Here is a 19,088-nt window from a genome sequence, read left to right as displayed (position 1 = left end):
ATTATACTCTAGCATTGTTGCAAAAACTCTATATTAGAGCAGTTGTTTATTTATGCAAATCACCAACCCAATAATCCCAATAAAACCTAAAGAAGTCTGTATTGACACTAATGGTGAGTTAGACTTAAAAGCCATTTGTGTTTTTTCGGCTATAGGTTTTTTCTTGGATGATGATACTTATTGGACACATAAAAAGGTTCTAAAACCAGCTTCTGTCCATCGTACTAGTTCTGAGAATATTCTAGAAAAATCTGAACCCTATTTTAATTGGCACTATACGCCACGCCATATTAGTTTTGAACAAGCTCTTGAAGAATTCTCCCAGCTTTTTGAAGCTATTATTACTGAACAAGTTGAAGATAAAAAAGTTATTTTGCCTTTATCTGGAGGATTAGATAGCAGAACACAAGCAGCTGCATTAACGTATTTAGGAGCCAATGTTTCTGCATATAGTTATGAGTATAGAAATGGTTATCCTGAAACTAAAATAGCTAAGCAAATTGCACAAGTTTGCGATTTTGATTTTCAATCTTTTAAAATTGGGAAAGGCTATTTATGGAAAAAGCTAGATGATTTGGCTAAGCTAAATAACTGCTATTCAGATTTTACGAGTCCAAGACAAATGGCTATTTCAGATGAGTTCTCTAAAATGGGAGGTGTTTTCTCACTAGGACATTGGGGTGATGTGCTGTTTGATAGTTATAATTCTGAGAAGCTGTCTCATGATGCACAAGTTCAATTTTTGAGTAAAAAACTATTAAAACGAGGAGGATTAGAATTTGCTTCTAAATTATGGCAAACCTGGGATTTGGAAGGCGATTTTAAATCTTATTTTGAAAATAGAATCTCAAACTTACTAAGTACTATTAAGATTGAGGATACTAATGCAAAACTCAGAGCGTTTAAGTCCAAATATTGGGCACCAAGATGGACATCAGTTAACCTTTCAGTATTCGAGAATTCAAAACCCATAACATTGCCCTATTACGATAATAGAATGTGTGAGTTTATCTGTGCTGTACCAGAGGCATTTTTGAAAGATAGACAACTTCAAATTGAATATGTAAAAATGCGTAATCCAGAGCTGGCAACTCTCGTTTGGCAAGATAAACGCCCATATAATTTATATAATTATACAAATCCAAGTACTACAAAAACCTTGAGTTATAAGGTGATTAATAAATTAAAGCGAACTGCTTCAAGACTATCCGGTAAACCATACATACAGCGTAATTGGGAGCTTCAATTTTTAGGGGATACCAATAAGCAACAATTAGAAGCTGTGCTATTAAATTCAAAGTTATCAGAATTAATTCCTGAAGAAATTATAACAAAATATACCAAGAGTTTTTACAATGAAGATGCTTTAAGAAATGCACACCCTATGAATATGCTGCTCACCTTAGCTAAGTTTAATCAAACACAGAACAATGGCTAAGCGGGTAAAGGTTCTATATACTATTCCAAATTTTGATACTGCAGGTAGCGGAAAAGTGGTTTATGATTTGGTCAAACACATTGATAAAACCAAATTTGAACCGCACATTTGTTGTATGCATAACAAAGGTGAATTCTTTAAACAGGTTGAGGCTCTGAATGTGCCTATCCATATGTTTAGAGTCGCTGCAACGTATCGTCCTTTTGTAACATTAGCTTATAGAGTTTGGAAGATTAGACAGTTTTTTAAGCATCATCAGTTTGATATTATTCATTCATGGCATTGGAGTAGTGATTTCACAGAACCATTGGCAGCTAAACTTGCAGGGATTCCATTTTTGTATACAAAAAAAGCGATGAGTTGGGGTAATAAGGCTTGGCGATGGCGTTCGCAATTAAGCACTAAGATTGTGACAATTAATTCAGATATGAAGGCTCAATTTTTCTCCAATATGACTGATAAAGTTATATCAATACCCATAGGACTTAACATCAATGATTTTGGTATTTTGGAGAAGCGGTATAACAACTCAGACGGTTATTCTATTGATAAAGATGATTTTGTTATTGTGAGTATTGCCAATTTAGTCGCGGTAAAAGGCATTGAAGTACTATTAGAAGCTGTAAAGCAAATTGACAATTCAAAAATTAAAGTATTTATAGTTGGTGATGATGCTTCTGATTATGCAATAGATTTAAAAGAACAGTATGCAAATTCAACAGTCATATTCACTGGAAAAAAGCAGGATATAAAATCGTATTTAGCTTTGGCAGATGTATTTGTTATTCCTACGAAAGACGAAGGTCGTAAAGAAGGACAACCTATAGCACCTATTGAAGCCATGTTGTCAGGGCGCATAGTCATAGGCTCGCGGATTTCTGGAGTGAAAGATGTTTTGTCATCTTTCCAAGATTGGTTATTTGAGTCTGGCTCAGTCAGTGATTTAAAAAAGAAACTAGAATCTGTAATGCAGTTGCATCAAGAAGAGAGAAGACAATTAGCTAAACGTATGTTCGAAATTGCTTCAGAGAGTTACACCATTGAAAAAAGTATACAGATGCATGAAATATTGTATTTAAAAATGAATAAAAATAGAGCATGAAGATAGGTATTGTACTTGCTCAGCCACCATCGTATTCAGAGACCTTTTTTAATTCAAAAATAAAAGGGCTTTTAGAGCATGGCTATACTGTAGAGCTTTATGTACGAGAGAAGTCTTCAGGCTATAAAAATTGTAAAGTTTTTACAGCTCCAAAAGTCAGTAAAAACAGAATTATTCAACTTTTTAAGACAGTATTTGTATTACTTGTCTTATTGTTTAGTTTAAAACGACTTCTACGTTTTATTAGACTTGAAAAATCTGCAGGTCGTTTAAGAGCACAAATTTTTAAAAATGTATACACTAACTCACATCTGCTTAGAGCAAATATAGATTGGTTGCATTTTGGATTCACAACTATGGCCTTGCAAAGTGAACATGTAGCCAAAAGTATTGGCGCCAAGATGGCTGTGAGTTGTCGTGGCTATGATATGGATGTCTATCCATTAAAAACCCCAAATTCTTATGATTTAGTATGGAAAAATGTAGATAAGGTTCATACTATTTCAAAATACATGTTGGCCAAAGCAAATGCTAATGGAATGCTAGATGCTACCAAAACGATGATCATTACTCCAGCTATAAATACAGCACGATTTGAAAAGGATATAGAAAAGCAAATAGATGAGACAAAGCCAATACAGATCACAACGATAGCACGATTGCATTGGATAAAAGGATTAGACTATACACTTCGAGCTTTAGCATTATTAAAATCCAAAGACATTAAATTTAAATATCAAATCATTGGTACTGGAACCGAATATGAAGCATTGCGTTTTGCGATACATGAGTTAGGGCTAGAAGATTCTGTAAGCTTTGTTGGTGAATTATCACATCATAAAACATTACAGCAATTAGAAAGTACAGATTTATACATTCAGTACAGTCAATCCGAAGGCTTTTGTAATGCAGTTTTAGAAGCTCAAGCTATGCACTGTTTATGTATCGTCTCTGATGGAGGCGCTTTACCAGAAAATGTCTTAGATAATGAGACAGGTTGGGTAGTTCCTAAGAGAGATTCAAAAGCATTAGCAGAAACTATTTTTAGGGTTTTAAATAGGGATGCGCTAGCTTTGAAAGCTATAAGAACTAAAGCTAGAAAAAGGGTTCTAACTGATTTTACAATTAAGCATCAGATACAATCTTTTATAGATTTTTATGAATAACCTTTTAGTTAAAATATACGATACCATTCCCAAAAGCTTAAGGCTTAAAATCGGACAATCTAAATGGTCTAAAGGACTTAGAAGACGTTTGTTGTATGATTCAAAAGGATTTAAAACAGCAAAAGTTGTAGTAAACAGAGTTTATGGAACTTATAAAGTTAATTTTCAGTTTGTGGCTTCCATAAAAATGGCAGCTAAAGCAAAACGATTGGGAATTGAAAATACCTTGCTTCGTAATAGTTTTTCCTTGATAGAAAATTACAAATCAAATAGAACTAATTTAACGGTATTAGATGTAGGTTCTAATTTTGGATATTTAGGTGCTGTTTGGGCAGATTCAATTGCAAAAAATGGCAAAGTATTGGCATTTGAACCTAATAAAAATCTCTTCGCTTCGATTACTAAGACGATTGAAGCTAATGCACATTTCAAAAACAACTTTGAAATACATAATCTTGCAGTTGGCGCTGAAAATAAAACCATAACAATTAACGCAAGTAACTTTTCTTCAAATGCGGAATCTATGGAAACTGCTATTGAAGCCTACGAAGTAGAGATGGTAACTTTAGATGATTTTTTAAATAAAAAGAGCATTCAACAAGTAGATGTTATAAAAATAGATGTAGACGGTATCGAGTTAGATATTTTAAAAGGAGCAATTAATCTATTAAAACAGAATAATTCTATAGTCATTGTAGAAACTAATAATGATATGCGTATCGCAACGTTTTTTAAAGAACTAGACTACAGAATTTACGATATGAAACTCAATACTTTTGCTGCTAATCAAGCATTACCACTAAATATTTTCTGTGTCCCAAAAAAACTAGATAATCATGCTGTTTAATTTTCTTAAATATTTACAGCCAACTCATTATTTTGGATTAAAAACCAAAAATGGGCATTTGATTTTTCCGAAAGTTGATACTTGGATTTCTTCACAATTCGAAGAAGATATCAGGTATAAATCGCAAGAGGCTAAGCACTATGACCAATCATGGCGAGCTATTCAGAATGGATGTGTAAATTTTTCTAACCCTATTACTGAAACTGTTGAGTTATCTGTTTTTGATAATTATATCTTTTCAAGAAAATATTTCAGTAAGGCCTGGGTATTTTATGTGTGCTTAATTCGGATTTTAAGCCTCAAAAACCCTATTAAGGAGATTTCAGCATTTATTAAAACAAAACATGTTAAACGCTATATTTTTGGAAACGAAATTGTAAATTTTAATGACTATCGAAATTTTGAAAGTCAACTTTTAAGAGAACAGCCACTAGTTACGGTTATTATTCCTACACTAAATAGATATCGATATTTAAAGGACGTTTTAACCGATTTAGAACAACAAGATTACACCAATTTTGAAGTTATAGTTATTGACCAATCCGAACCCTATCAAGCTGAGTTTTATAAAGGTTTTAATTTAGATTTAAGGGTGGAATATCAAGAAGAAAAAGCACTTTGGTTAGCCAGAAATACTGCTATTAAGCAATCTAACGGCAACTATATTTTACTGTTTGATGACGATAGCAGAGTAGAAAAAAACTGGATTAGCCAACATCTAAAAACTCTAGATTTTTTTAATGCAGATATGTCTTCCGGTGTATCTATTTCAAAAGTCGGAGACAAAGTGCCAACACATTATGCTTATTTTAAAATTAGCGACCAGTTAGATACTGGTAATGTGTTATTGAGAAAAGATATTTTTAAGAATATAGGCTTATTCGATAGGCAGTTTGAGAAACAGCGTATGGGTGATGGTGAATTTGGGCTTCGAGCGTTTTTAAATGGTTACAAAAACATCTCTAACCCATATGCTAAACGGTTACATTTAAAAGTAGGTTCTGGAGGCTTGAGAGAAATGGGAAGCTGGGATGCCTTCCGTACAAAAAACTTGTTTCAACCAAGACCTATACCAAGTGTGCTTTATTTTTATAGGCATTATTTTGGTGCAAAAAGGAGCTTGTTGTCTGTTTTACGTACAGTCCCAATCTCAGTTGTACCGTATAAGTATAAGAGTAATAGGGTTATGCTATTATTGAGTAGTTTTATAGCAATACTGTTAAGTCCATTAATTATAGTGCAAGTCGCAAAATCATGGCGTTTGGCATCGAAAAAACTAAAAGATGGACCAAAAATTGAAATGCTTTAATGTCAAAAAGCAAGAAACATATCGTTCTTTTAACTTCAGAGTTTCCCCCTTTACCAGGCGGCATAGGAAATCATGCCTATAATTTAGCCGAACATCTCCAGCAATCTGGCTATAGAGTCTCGGTGATTGCAGACCAACGAGACGCTGTTGAGAATGAAGCAAAGTTTGATTCAGAATTGCAAAGCAAAGTATACCGCATAGCATTAAAACGCTCAAGGTATTTGATGTATTTAAAACGAATTTGGCTGTGTTTTAAGCTGTCTAAATCTGCTAGTTTTTTAATATGCTCTGGCAAATTCCCATTATGGATAGGTGCTATTTTAAAACCCATAATTTCTGCTAGAACTATTGCTGTTATCCATGGTACTGAAGTTAATTTTACAAATGCCCGTTTAAGAAAGTCTATTAATTCTTCCTTGAGAAGATTTGATAAAGTTATTGCGGTTTCAAATTTTACAAAGGCCTTAGTTGAAGATTTAAAACTGAAGTCTTTAACTGTGATTTCTAATGGGTTTTCAGCTTCAACATTAAAAGATGTAGATGATAATTCTATGCCATTAAAAGGGTCACCCAAATTACTTACTGTAGGTAATGTTACAGAACGAAAGGGACAAGCAAATGTGATTAAGCATTTGCCTATTTTAAAAGAAAAATATCCAAATGTGCATTACCATTGTGTGGGTTTTAAAACAGAAGCCGATACTTGTAAAGATTTAGCAAAGTCTTTAGGTGTTTTAGAACATGTTACCTTTCATGGACATGTGACGCATCAACAAATAAAAAGCTTTTATACAAATGCCGATATTTGTGTAATGCTGAGTGAAACAACGAAAACTGGAGATGTTGAAGGTTTTGGAATTGCATTAATTGAAGCTAATCATTTTGGTTTGCCAACCATTGGAGCAAAAGGCTGTGGTATTGAAGATGCTGTGTCTCATGGTAAATCAGGATTACTTGTTAACGGTCATAAAACCCAAGAATTTATTGATGCAGTCACTACAATTCTAGATGATAAATCTAGATTTGAAGAAGCAGCAAAATCTTGGTCCGAGTTGCACCAATGGCAATATATTATTAAACGTTATATAGATTTTATAGATTCTTGAGACTCGTCATCATTTCACATACAGAACATTATAAAACCACAGACGGTAAAATAGTAGGTTGGGGTCCGACGATTAGAGAAATTAATCATCTAGCCCCTCATTTTGAGTCTATTACTCATGTGGCGATGCTTCATAAGTCTAAAGCACCTCCAAGTGCTGCTGAGTATACAGAAAATAATATCCATTTTGAAGTGCTACCAGCTTTAGGTGGTACAAGTGTTTTAAGTAAACTGAAAACTATTGGCCATATTCCAAAAGTAATCGGTATAGTCAATAGACTATTAAAAGAGGCTGATGCCTTTCAACTAAGAACACCAACTGGTATAGGTGTCTTTTTAATCCCATACTTGACATTATTTTCAAAGAAAAAGGGTTGGTATAAATATGCTGGTAATTGGAATCAAAAAAATCCACCTTTGGGGTACAGATTGCAACGTTGGTTGTTAAAGAAACAATCAAGATTAGTAACGATTAATGGGCAATGGCAAGGCCAACCTAGACAATGTTTGACTTTTGAGAATCCATGCCTTACGGATGAGGATGTATTAAACGGAAAAGATATAGTGACACTAAGACGCTTAGAAGATAAGCTAAATTTCTGCTATGTAGGGCGTTTAGAAACTCCGAAAGGGGTTGGGCGAATTATAGACGCTTTTATGAGTTTGTCGAAAAATGAAAAAAGTAGAGTAGGGCAAGTACACCTCATAGGTGATGGTAATGAAAAAGCGCATTTTGAAGAAATAACGAAGCTATCTGATATTGATTTTAGATTTCATGGTTATTTGTCACGTTCTGAAGTGTTTGATATTTATAAGAAGAATCATTTTTTCTTAATGCCAACAAGCGCCTCAGAAGGTTTTCCTAAGGTTATAGCTGAAGCTTCAAATTTTGGGTGCATGCCAGTTGTATCATCAGTTTCTGCTATTGCACAATATGTAAAGCATGGAGAAAATGGTTTAATAGTATCACCAATATCAGCTGAAGGGTTAAAGCTTCAATTAGATGCTATTTTTAATCTAGATGATACTCAATATCAAAATTTGCTAAAACATAGTCAAGATTTTGTAAAACAATTTACTTTTAATCATTATATCAATAGAATTCTAACAGAAATATTATCTTAAGCTTAGATTGAAACGAAGATTATTACAAAACGATTCTTACATTCAACTTGTATTATTGCATATAGGTTTAGGCTTGATATTCTTTATTTTTAAGCCATTTTCAAAGATTTTCTTTCTTATTATTATGGGATATTTTTTATATCGCATAGTAATGTCTACGCCTTCCAAATTAACTATGAATGTACTTTTGGGCTGTGCTTATTTTACTGGTATTGAGATTTTGTTTCGTATGACCAAAGGAGGTCTAGCATATGAGGCTTCAAAGTATTTAGTTGTTGTTTTTGTACTTATTGGTATGTTTTACAGAGGTGTTTCTGGAAAAGGATATGCCTATTTTATTTATCTCGTTTTATTAATACCATCTATTGTAGTGGCATCCGTAACTCTTACTTTAGATGCTAAGTTTAGATCTAATATTACTTTTGTATTAAGTGGCCCAGTTTGCTTAGGTTTAGCAGCGCTATTTTGTTATGATAGGAAAGTAACTTATCAGCAATTGCATAAACTCATTCTATACATTTTGCTCCCTATTATTTCGACAACGACTTATTTGTTTTTATACACACCATCAATAAAAGATAGGTTAAGTGGTACAGCTTCTAATGCCGCACTTTCAGGTGGGTTTGGGCCAAATCAGGTATCTACAATATTAGGTTTGGGTATTTTTTGTGTTGTGGTGCGTTTGGTATTAAAGTCACCTAATGTATTCTTAAAATCACTTAACCTTATTCTGTTGGCTGCTATGACATTTAGGGCTATTGTCACCTTTAGTCGCGGTGGTGTTTTAGCGGCAGGATTAGTAATTGCTGCATTTTTTGCTACGGTTGTTTTCCGTTTAAAAGTAAAACGCCTTGTTCCTCTATTTGGTTCGGTATTCTTATTGGTGAGTATACTTGCTATAACCTGGGTTGTTAGCTCAAATCAAACGCGTGGTTTAATAGATAAGCGTTACGCCAATCAAGATGCATTAGGGAGAGAGAAGAAAGATTTAACCACTGGTAGATTAGATTTATTTATAGAAGAAGTTGATGGTTTCTTAGAGAGCCCGTTTTTAGGTATTGGAGCTTCTCGTGTAAAAAACAAAAGAGTTCAAGAAACAGGTCAACAACTACCTTCTCACAATGAATTAGGTAGATTATTATCTGAACATGGAATATTGGGAATTATATGTATTTTAATTTTAGTATTTAAGCCACTAACTTTACGAACAAATAATCGGCGTAATATATTTTTCTTTTCCTTTTTAGCTTTTTGGTTCGCAACAATAAATCATTCAGGGATTCGTATTGCAGCACCAGCAGTTTTATATGCGCTAGCCTTATTAAATGTAACATACGATACAAGTCATAATAAACGTCAAATACCTAATAATAGGAATGCTCAACCCCAAATTGTTTCAGAGCAATAAATAAGATTTATAGATGAAGAACCTATTATATATAGGCAACAATTTAAATACAACTAAAACTAATGTATCATCAATTCAGGTTTTAGGAGGTTTGCTTGAATCCGAAGGCTATAATCTGCGTTATGCATCATCTTATAGTAATAAGTTCGTCCGATTTTTGCATATGGCATGGTGTTGTATACGTTTTTCTAAATGGGCAAATGGTGTACTTATAGATACCTACAGTACGCAAAATTTCTATTATGCTTTTGCATGCAGTCAAGTATGTAGATTTTTTGCGGTGCCTTATTTTCCTATTCTTCATGGCGGAAATCTTCCTTCACGATTAGAAAAGAATCCAAAGATGTCTGCTTGGATATTCAATAATAGCAGATTAAATATCTCACCTTCGTTGTACCTAAAATCAATTTTTGAAGAGAAAGGATTTGATAACGTTATATATATACCCAATAGTATACCATTAGATAAGTATGATGCCATACCTAAACGATATGATATTATAAAACTGCTTTGGGTACGTTCTTTTTCAGAAATATACAACCCTCAAATGGCTATAAAAGTCATAAAGCAGTTAAAAGACTTGGAGTATAGTGTTGAGCTATGTATGGTTGGTCCAGATTCTGATGGGAGTTTAGGAACTTTAAAAACCTTAACTAAAACACTAAATGTGGATGTAAAGTTTACAGGTAAGCTTTCAAAAGAACAATGGATAAAATTATCTAGAGACTATAATATTTTTATTAATACCACAAATTATGATAATATGCCTGTAAGTGTTATCGAAGCTATGGCACTAGCATTTCCTATTGTATCTACCAAAGTTGGAGGATTACCATTTTTAATAGATGATAATAAAAATGGTCTGTTAGTACCCGTAAATGATGTTGATGCAATGGTAAAAGCTATTTTAAAAATTTTTAATAATGAAGATTTAAGACATCAACTTTCTACGAGTGCAAGACAAAAAGTAAAGCGCTTTGACTGGGAAGTAACAAAGACACAGTGGTATTCAATTTTTAAACCTAATTAAGATTTGTTTTGTTTTCTGTATAAGAGGTCTATCTTTACAGTAACAATCGATCCCCTAACATGAAACAAAATAGTGCCATTCACTTTGAGATATCAGAGCGCAAGGTTTTATTGCGCATAGTAGATGTACTCATGGCATTTTTAGGAATATTTGTTTTGTCTACTTATTTTGGTTTTGAGTATCTAGAGATTACTCCTGAGAATACTCTTCCTCTTATTGTATTGGTTGTTTACATATCCATTTTTGGAACTATTTTTGAAATATATGATTTACAAAAAGCTAGCAAATTAGATGTAAGCTTTAAGAATATTGTACTCTGTATGTCAACAGTGGTTTTATTCTATCTTTTAACACCTATTGTTACGCCTTTTTTACCCGAAGCGCGTCTACAAATCATATATTTTTACATAGCGCTTATAGCATTTGTATTTTTGTGGCGTGTACTTTATAATACTCTAATTGCATCTCCGAGATTTTATAAGCATATACTTTTAGTTGGTGAATTACCTAATATAGATAATGTAGTAAATACACTAACATCTGCAGACTCTAATTATAGATTTATAGGTTTTATAAATAGTGAAGGCAATAATGGAGATTCAATAAAATATAAAGGTTTAAAGGAGTATACCACTAAACATCTTTCTAATGTAATTATTGAAGAGCAGATTTCTGAAATTATCGTAGCAGCTAATAATGCTGAGCATATCACTCCAGATTTGTATCACGAATTAATGTTGTTATTAGAGCGAGGTTTTAAAATCAGAGAATATACTCAGGTATATGAAGAAGTGACTAATAAAGTACCTATTCAATATGTAGGTAAGGATTTCTATAAATATTTTCCATTTAGCCGTAATAATGAAAATCAACTTTATAGATTCTTTCAGAGGACTTTTGATATTGTGTTTTCATTTTTTGGATTGCTTTTCATGCTATTAATTATACCATTTGTATCTATAGGTAATGCCTTTGGTAATAAAGGGCCTCTATTTTATACACAGGAACGTATAGGGAGAAATAGTACCTTGTTTACAATCTATAAGTTTAGAACAATGGTTGTTAATGCAGAGGCAAGAAAAGCGCAATGGGCAACTAAAGATGATGCCCGTGTCACTACTTTTGGTAAGTTTTTGAGACGTTCTAGATTAGATGAGATTCCTCAGTTTATTAATGTATTAAAAGGTGAGATGAGCATCATTGGACCAAGACCAGAACGTCCATTTTTTGTGGCAGAATTGTCAAAATCAATTCCATTTTATGAAACACGCCATATCATAAAACCGGGACTTACGGGTTGGGCTCAGGTGAATTCACGTTATGGTGGTTCTGTGGAAGAGAGTCTTACAAAACTCCAATATGATTTGTATTATATAAAACACAGAAGTCCGTTCTTAGATCTTAATATTATTTTAAAAACGTTAAGTACAGTTCTATACTACAGAGGACAATAATCAAGCTGTTTTGTAGTAGTGGAGTAAGTACACGTATCGTATTAACAATGCTATTAAAAGCGGTAGTAGTGCAATGGCAAAAAATTGAATGCCAATAAGCCAATGCATGGTCATGAGAGCTAGCATGATGATTAAAAATTTAAGATAAGCTCTAAACCAATTTTTTGTTTGTTTTTTTAAGAGTTGCCTAACAACAAATAGATTAATAGGAAATGCCCAAAGTAAATTATAGTTGTATCCTGTTGCAGTATGGTCCGTGCCAAACCATAAAAGAAGAAGCATAACTCCAATTATACCAGTAATGCTAAACAATATAACATCTAACCACTTAGTTCTTTTTTTAGATTTATAATCTCTATAAGTAAGGTAAATAATAAGAGCAGATACTAACAACAGTATTACAATTGGGTTAAAAATAGAATTAGTTTTATAACCCGTATTGTGCCTCGATTTGTAAATGGTGTTGGTACCTTTAACTAGGGGTTTAGAGTCTATCTGTGCATTTTCAAAACTTTTGAAAATATATTTAGGCAAAAACATATATTCTTTGTCAGTAGCTTGCTTGTCTATTATAGAACCTAATGCAATATCAATACCAAAACTACCCCAAGTATTTATACCTACTTGTTCATGAATGAGAGTTCTAAATGTCTTTTTTTCTTCGCCTTTTATTTCAGAAAAACGTATACTTTGGTTAGCACTAATATTTGCTACATCTCTAATTTTAGTTGCACAATTATCATAGAAGAAGTCGTATAGGTATCTCCTGTTTTCAGGCTTATAATTGTTGTCTAAGTAATTGTATAGCTTTTGTTTTTGACTTTGGCTAAAATTTAATGTTTGCTCATCTATTGTTCTGTCGTAATAGCGGTATAACTGAAATATATCTGAAAACTTTCTTCTGTTGATGAGGTAATTCAACTTGCCTTGTGCAAATTTTAAATAGAAATTTGGCGCTTCAAAATCATATCCACCATAGCCATATACCACATCAAGACCTTGAGTTCTATCTTTTATTCTAAAGGCATTATGTCCAAAAGCATCATTGAGATTTGTTCCTGGTCCAAATGTTAATACAGAGACTTCTGCTTGTGGAGATAGTTGTAATTGTTGCGAAAAATTATAATTAAAAAAGAAAAGTAGAGTAAATACAGATAGTTTGAGCTTCATAGTTAATTCCGAAAATTCTATCTAAAAATACTGAAATCTAATTTCACGGAGAAAACATTAGAATATAATGCAGCACTTTGGTCACCTATATCGGTAAATGCATAATCTATCTCAATACCTTTGTATTTAAAACCAACACCAAAATTAGGTTGAAACGTTAAATTTTCAGAGTTGTCAATTTGTAATTCATTTTGAAAATTTCCAACACCAGCACGTAAAAAAACCAAATCTGTATAACCAAACTGAAATCCTAATGCAGGTGCAATACTAGCAAAGGATGTTGATATGATATCATTAGTTTCAGCAAAACGCATATTAAGATTAAAGGCAGCAAGCAATGTATAATCATAATGAAAAGTCCATGACTTAGACATGCCTATTTCTAATTTGGGTAGGGTTATTTCAGATTTTTCTGGTAAAGTTTGATTTTGTCCTGCGATAGCACCACTAATTTCTTCAAAATTATCTTCGTCAATAGCCCAAGAGTTATAGGTCGTTGTAATATCACGGGCCATAAAGCCAAATTTCCAATCGTTTTTGCTTTCAAACTGTATACCTGCATCAAAACCAAAACCCCATGCAGAAGCAAAATCACCAATGACTCTACGAATCACTTTTGCATTTATACCATAATTTAAACCTTCAATTGGTAATTTACGAGCATATGATAATGTCACTGCATAATCTGCAGTAGAAAATCGTGGCAAAAGTTCAAAAGGAACTATGTTTCCTCCGGAATCAATTAAATTTGTTGTATCTAATATATCATCCACTCCAAATCGAATTACCGAAATCCCAACAGCACTTCTATCATCTAAAGGCATTGCGTATGCCAAGTAATTATAACTGGCAATATTTGCAAAATAGCTGGAGTGCATTAAGGCTAGTTGGTTATCTTCTAGATTTACCAAACCTGCAGGATTCCAATAACCAGAATTAACATTATTAGTATGTGAAGTTACGGCATTACTCATTCCAAGCGCAGCAGCATCAACACCAATATTCATAAATTCATTGGAGTATTTTCTTGCTGATTGCCCTGATATTGTCAATGACAAACACGCTAAAAGAATTACTAAGTAATTTTTCAAGTCAATTTTTTTACAAAGATGCACAATATTTTGTTTCTATTAAACTATAAAAAGGTTGAGTTATTGCATGCCATGGCTACAGAACTAAAATACTTTTATATTTTTACGGAAACTACTAACTCATCTTATGAAGCGACATATACCTAACATTGTTACTGGACTTAATTTATTTTCTGGTTGTATCGCCATATTATTTGCAGTTAATAGTCATTATGTTGGCGCTGCATTATTTGTATTTTTGGGAATATTCTTTGATTTTTTTGATGGATTATTAGCAAGAAAACTCAATGTGCAGAGTCCTCTAGGTATACAGTTAGATTCGCTAGCAGATATGATAACATGTGGTGTGGTACCAGGTATTATCATGTACGGTCTAATAAATGATGCACTTGGAGGCGGAACTATTTTTGTTGTTGAAAATGCATGGAACCAAACCATGAGCTGGGATGGTCTAAAAATACGCCCTCTTGCATTGTTAGGGTTTTTAATACCGGTTGCCTCTGCGTATCGCTTGGCAAAATTTAATTTAGATGAAGATCAACAGACTTATTTTAAAGGATTACCCGTTCCTGCAAATACCTTGCTAATACTATCGATACCATTAATTTTGCATTTTCAGTATAATATTACTGTTTCAAATTTATTTAGTAATGTTTGGTTTTTAATTGGCTTTACACTTTTGAGTTGTTATTTGCTTAATTCTAATATCAAGTTATTTGCATTAAAATTTAAGACTTGGAGTTTTAAGGAAAATAAGATTAGATACGCATTCTTGATTATAAGTATTATTCTTTTGGTCGTATTTCATTTTATTGCTATACCAATTATCATATTGTTATACATTTTAGTATCGCTATTTACACAACAATCAATTTCATAATCACACATGGCTGAAGTTATTTTTACATTGCTCATGCTTGTTATGCTACAAGCAGTTTTAGGATTCGATAATTTGCTTTATATCTCATTAGAGTCAAAAAAAGCACCTGAAAATGATAGGAAACGTGTTCGAAAAATAGGAATCTTAATTGCTATTGCATTGCGTATTGTGTTATTATTTCTATTAGTATCTTTAATAGGATACTTCCAGAACCCATTTTCTTTTATGACGGGGAAAATTGAAAACGTTTTAGAGTTTGCTTTTAATGGTCATAGTCTTATTGTACTTGCTGGCGGTGGTTTTATTATCTATACAGCTATAAAAGAAATCTGGCATATGATTTCTTTAAAAGACTTAACTATTGATGTAGAAGATAAGTCTAAAGGCACAAAATCTTCTAATGCTGTAATCGTAAGTATAGTGATTATGAATTTAGTGTTTTCTTTCGATTCTATTCTAGCTGCTATTGGTCTAACAAGTGAAATTGAGAATTCTACGACAGCATTTATTGTTATGGCTATCGCCATTGTAGCTAGCGGTTTATTAATGCTCTTTTTAGCCGACCGTATCTCAGAGTTTTTAGCAAAGAACAGAATGTACGAAGTTTTAGGTCTTTTTATTCTTTTTATAGTAGGAATAATGTTGGTTACTGAAGGCGGGCATTTGGCACACCTTAAAATCTTTGGTGATGAGATTGTACCTATGAGTAAGACAACATTCTATTTTGTTATTGTAGTACTTGTGGTTGTTGATGTTGTACAAGGAAGATATCAGAAGAAGTTAATGAAAGAGAAATCAGCTTCAGAATAAGGGAAGAAGAAAATTTCAAATGACGCTTAGCGTCTAAAACTCTAACTTCTTTTTACGAAGCTCAAAGTTTTGACCTAGATATACTTTACGTACCATTTTATCTTCAGCCAGCTCTTCAGGGATACCAGCTTTAAGAATACCACCTTCGAACATTAAGTACGTGCGGTCTGTAATTGCAAGTGTCTCTTGTACGTTATGGTCAGTAATTAAAATACCAATATTCTTTTTAGTCAATTTGGCAATAATACGCTGAATATCTTCTACAGCAACTGGATCAACTCCTGCAAAGGGTTCGTCTAGTAAGATAAAGTTAGGGTCGGTAGCTAAAGCACGTGCAATTTCTGTACGACGACGTTCACCACCAGATAATAAATCGCCACGGTTTTTTCTAATATGCCCTAAACCAAACTCTTCAATAAGAGACTCCATTTTATCATGTTGCTCTTTTTTACTGAGCTTAGTCATTTGCAAAACACTGAGAATATTATCTTCAATACTTAATTTTCTAAATATTGAAGCTTCCTGGGCCAAATAACCTATACCATTTTGTGCACGCTTGTACATGGGGTATTTGGTAATTTCTTTATCATCTAAAAAAATCTTTCCGCCGTTGGGTTTTATAATTCCAACAATCATGTAAAATGATGTGGTCTTTCCAGCGCCATTTGGACCTAATAAACCAACAATTTCACCTTGATTAACCTCAAGAGAAACATCCTTTACCACTTTACGTCCGCTGTAGGACTTCATTAAATTTTCGGCGTGTAATTTCATTTGTTAGTTATTACTGCGTTTAATTTGTCGAATGGAACATCCAAAAACCAGTAGCACTGTTAAAGAATTTTTTAAAAGATGTTTCATATACTAAATTCTAAATCAAGAACGGTAAAAATACAATTTTCGTACTAAGGCTAATTGTTTTGATTTTCAAGAGCTTCCCAATACTCATGAGCGCGTCTTAAATGTGGGATGACTATTGTACCACCAATTAGAGTAGCAATGCCTAAAGTTTCACTTACTTCTTCCTTGGTAATACCTTCTTTATAGCATGTTTCTAGATGATAACGCACACAGTCATCACATCGCAAAACTGTTGAAGCTACTAAGCCTAGTAATTCTTTTGTTTTTACATCTAGAGCACCTGCTTGAAAAGCATTAGTATCTAGGTTGAATATGCGTTTTACAATCTTGTTATTATCTGCTAATATTTTGTCGTTCATTTTTGAACGATACTCATTAAATTCTTTTACAACGTCTGACATTTTTATGATGCTTTTGCTTTTCGTTCTTTTCTTTTTTGATTCCTTACAACTATTCGTGAAATAAATATACTTACTTGATATAATATTAAAATTGGTACAGCTACAATTACCTGACTAGCAATATCTGGTGGTGTAATAACTGCAGAAATAATTAATACGATAACAAGAGCAAATTTTCTGTATTTCTTTAAAATCTGTGGCGTAACCAAACCTACCTTTGTTAAGAAATAGATAATTATTGGTAACTCAAATACAATTCCTGATGCTAAAGCTGAAGATCTAACAACAGCAATTACCGAGTTGAGGTCAAAGTCATTAACTACCAAATCACTAATACTATAATTTGCTAAAAAATTGAATGATAATGGTGTAATAACATAATAACCAAATAGCACGCCTATGAAAAACAGGATTGAGGCAATAATTATAAAACCTCTAGAGTTTCTTCGTTCATTCTGTTTTAAACCAGGACTTATAAACTTCCACAATTGATATAAAACATAAGGGAATGCAATGATAAAACCAGCATATATTGCAGTCCATATATGTGCAGAAAACTGACCAGCTACTGTTCTATTTTGTAAATCAAAAGGGAATCGGTCTGCACAAAATGTAGTGTCTTCAATACCTATTAACTGTGACATTTCACACAACCATTGATAGGTTAGAAAAGTCATCTTTGTTGGACCAAAAATAATAGTGTCAAATAACAAACCCGGCATACAAAATGCCACAATTCCGGCAATCAAAATTGCTACTGTACTTCTAATAAGGTGCCATCTTAAATCTTCTAGATGGTCTAAGAAAGACATATCGTCAACAGATTTTTTTGCCATTATATAATGCCTTCTTTTATTAAATCATGCAAATGAACAACACCGTCGTATTTGCCATCTTTTTCTACTAGTAATTGAGAGATGCCAAACTCTTCCATAACTTCTTTGGCATCCACAGCCATAGCATCTTTATCTATACGCTTTGGATTACTACCCATAATATCTTTTGCAGTAAGATGAGTAATGTCATCACTTTTGCTAAGCATGCGTCTTAAATCACCATCTGTGATAATTCCAACAATTTTTGAGTCTTTGGTCACTGCAGTGACACCTAACATTTTTTCAGAAATCTCTATAATCACTTCTTTTAAACTTGCGTCCAGAGATACCTGAGGTTTTTTGTTTACAGAAGATAAATCGTTAACCCTTAAATAAAGTCGCTTTCCTAATGCACCACCAGGGTGGTATTTAGCAAAATCTTTACTTGAAAACCCACGAAGTTTTAGCAAACAGACTGCTAATGCATCTCCAATAACTAACTGAGCAGTTGTACTTGTCGTAGGTGCCAAATTATTAGGACAAGCTTCTTGTTCTACATATGCATTTAAAACATAATCTGCTTGTTGCCCTAAAAACGAATCTTTATTACCAGTAATGGCAATCATTTTGTTTTTAGCATTCTTTATAAGTGGAACTAAAACTTTGATTTCTGGTGTATTTCCGCTTTTAGAAATACAAATGACCACATCATCTTTGAGTATCAATCCTAAATCTCCGTGAATAGCATCTGCAGCGTGCATAAAAACAGAAGGTGTTCCAGTTGAGTTAAGCGTTGCAACAATTTTATTTGCTATTATAGCGCTCTTGCCAATTCCTGTAATAATAACACGACCTTTAGAGTTGTAAATGAGCTCTGTAGCATTCGCAAAATCGTCTGTAAGTAAGTTAATAAGATTAGCAATAGCATCACGTTGCATAGTGATGGTAGACTTTGCAATTTCTAGAATAGATGTTTTAGTGTTCAAAGTAGACATGTAATTTTATAAATACTTTTTTTCTAAAGATTTTTATTATCTTTAAACTTCACGCAAAGGTAAATATAAAATTACGAATAG

The 19,088-nt window shown here is 33.0% G+C and carries 18 protein-coding genes; 12 read left to right on the top strand and 6 right to left on the bottom strand.

The features are described 5' to 3' along the window. Positions 1-52 precede the first annotated feature (52 nt). From IEV10_RS11830 to IEV10_RS11785, 10 genes are all read left to right on the top strand, one after another. The gene (locus IEV10_RS11830; protein WP_188374936.1) at positions 53-1,438 is read left to right on the top strand and encodes an asparagine synthase-related protein; all 1,386 of its coding nucleotides are present in this window, start codon (positions 53-55) and stop codon (positions 1,436-1,438) included. Further along, complete coding sequence (locus IEV10_RS11825; protein ID WP_188374935.1) at positions 1,431-2,540, top strand: glycosyltransferase; 1,110 nt, start codon at positions 1,431-1,433, stop codon at positions 2,538-2,540. The genes IEV10_RS11830 and IEV10_RS11825 overlap by 8 nt, the downstream gene beginning before the upstream one ends. Continuing rightward, on the top strand, positions 2,537-3,706 hold the full coding sequence (locus IEV10_RS11820; protein WP_188374934.1) for a glycosyltransferase family 4 protein: 1,170 nt from the start codon (positions 2,537-2,539) through the stop codon (positions 3,704-3,706). Before IEV10_RS11825 ends, IEV10_RS11820 begins: the two co-directional genes overlap by 4 nt. Next, positions 3,699-4,553, top strand: a complete 855-nt coding sequence (locus IEV10_RS11815) for an FkbM family methyltransferase (RefSeq protein ID WP_188374933.1) — start codon at positions 3,699-3,701, stop codon at positions 4,551-4,553. The genes IEV10_RS11820 and IEV10_RS11815 overlap by 8 nt, the downstream gene beginning before the upstream one ends. Next, on the top strand, positions 4,543-5,862 hold the full coding sequence (locus tag IEV10_RS11810; protein ID WP_188374932.1) for a glycosyltransferase family 2 protein: 1,320 nt from the start codon (positions 4,543-4,545) through the stop codon (positions 5,860-5,862). The genes IEV10_RS11815 and IEV10_RS11810 overlap by 11 nt, the downstream gene beginning before the upstream one ends. After that, positions 5,862-6,968, top strand: coding sequence for a glycosyltransferase family 4 protein (locus IEV10_RS11805; RefSeq protein ID WP_188374931.1), 1,107 nt, complete (start codon positions 5,862-5,864; stop codon positions 6,966-6,968). The genes IEV10_RS11810 and IEV10_RS11805 overlap by 1 nt, the downstream gene beginning before the upstream one ends. Then, the gene (locus tag IEV10_RS11800; protein WP_188374930.1) at positions 6,965-8,092 is read left to right on the top strand and encodes a glycosyltransferase family 4 protein; all 1,128 of its coding nucleotides are present in this window, start codon (positions 6,965-6,967) and stop codon (positions 8,090-8,092) included. Before IEV10_RS11805 ends, IEV10_RS11800 begins: the two co-directional genes overlap by 4 nt. 151 nt (positions 8,093-8,243) lie before the next feature. Beyond that, positions 8,244-9,500 (top strand): O-antigen ligase family protein, encoded by a 1,257-nt coding sequence (locus tag IEV10_RS11795; RefSeq protein ID WP_229719707.1) that lies wholly within the window; start codon positions 8,244-8,246, stop codon positions 9,498-9,500. A 13-nt stretch (positions 9,501-9,513) separates the two neighbouring features. Then, entirely contained in the window at positions 9,514-10,530 is a 1,017-nt protein-coding gene (locus IEV10_RS11790; protein ID WP_188374928.1) for a glycosyltransferase family 4 protein, read from the top strand. A 59-nt stretch (positions 10,531-10,589) separates the two neighbouring features. Continuing rightward, positions 10,590-11,984, top strand: a complete 1,395-nt coding sequence (locus IEV10_RS11785) for a sugar transferase (RefSeq protein WP_188374927.1) — start codon at positions 10,590-10,592, stop codon at positions 11,982-11,984. Here IEV10_RS11785 and IEV10_RS11780 read toward each other — a convergent pair whose 3' ends face one another. Then, complete coding sequence (locus IEV10_RS11780) at positions 11,985-13,154, bottom strand: lipoprotein N-acyltransferase Lnb domain-containing protein (RefSeq protein ID WP_188374926.1); 1,170 nt, start codon at positions 13,152-13,154, stop codon at positions 11,985-11,987. Between the two features lie 17 nt (positions 13,155-13,171). After that, positions 13,172-14,245, bottom strand: a complete 1,074-nt coding sequence (locus IEV10_RS11775; protein WP_229719705.1) for a putative type IX sorting system protein PorV2 — start codon at positions 14,243-14,245, stop codon at positions 13,172-13,174. 127 nt (positions 14,246-14,372) lie between these two features. Between IEV10_RS11775 and IEV10_RS11770 the strand changes: the two genes are divergently transcribed. Both IEV10_RS11770 and IEV10_RS11765 read left to right on the top strand, forming a co-directional pair. Next, positions 14,373-15,125, top strand: a complete 753-nt coding sequence (locus IEV10_RS11770; RefSeq protein ID WP_188374925.1) for a CDP-alcohol phosphatidyltransferase family protein — start codon at positions 14,373-14,375, stop codon at positions 15,123-15,125. Positions 15,126-15,131: 6 nt separating this feature from the next. Continuing rightward, complete coding sequence (locus IEV10_RS11765) at positions 15,132-15,935, top strand: TerC family protein (RefSeq protein WP_188374924.1); 804 nt, start codon at positions 15,132-15,134, stop codon at positions 15,933-15,935. A gap of 33 nt (positions 15,936-15,968) precedes the next feature. Here the strand turns inward: IEV10_RS11765 and lptB are convergent, their stop codons facing one another. The 4 genes from lptB to IEV10_RS11745 form a co-directional block, all read right to left on the bottom strand. After that, positions 15,969-16,709: an LPS export ABC transporter ATP-binding protein gene (lptB, locus tag IEV10_RS11760; protein ID WP_188374923.1), complete on the bottom strand. Its 741-nt coding sequence runs from the start codon at positions 16,707-16,709 to the stop codon at positions 15,969-15,971. 137 nt (positions 16,710-16,846) lie between these two features. Beyond that, the gene (locus IEV10_RS11755) at positions 16,847-17,197 is read right to left on the bottom strand and encodes a carboxymuconolactone decarboxylase family protein (protein WP_188374922.1); all 351 of its coding nucleotides are present in this window, start codon (positions 17,195-17,197) and stop codon (positions 16,847-16,849) included. Between the two features lie 2 nt (positions 17,198-17,199). After that, positions 17,200-18,033 carry a twin-arginine translocase subunit TatC gene (gene tatC, locus IEV10_RS11750; protein ID WP_188374921.1) on the bottom strand — a complete coding sequence of 278 codons (834 nt, stop codon included), beginning with the start codon at positions 18,031-18,033 and terminating at the stop codon, positions 17,200-17,202. After that, positions 18,033-18,998 (bottom strand): KpsF/GutQ family sugar-phosphate isomerase, encoded by a 966-nt coding sequence (locus IEV10_RS11745; RefSeq protein WP_371862949.1) that lies wholly within the window; start codon positions 18,996-18,998, stop codon positions 18,033-18,035. Before IEV10_RS11745 ends, tatC begins: the two co-directional genes overlap by 1 nt. Positions 18,999-19,088: the final 90 nt, after the last annotated feature.

The organism is Winogradskyella haliclonae, assembly GCF_014635865.1.
Lineage (GTDB): Bacteria > Bacteroidota > Bacteroidia > Flavobacteriales > Flavobacteriaceae > Winogradskyella > Winogradskyella haliclonae.
The sequence above is the reverse complement of the archived record's forward strand: the minus strand, read 5'-3'. Positions and strand labels throughout refer to the sequence as shown.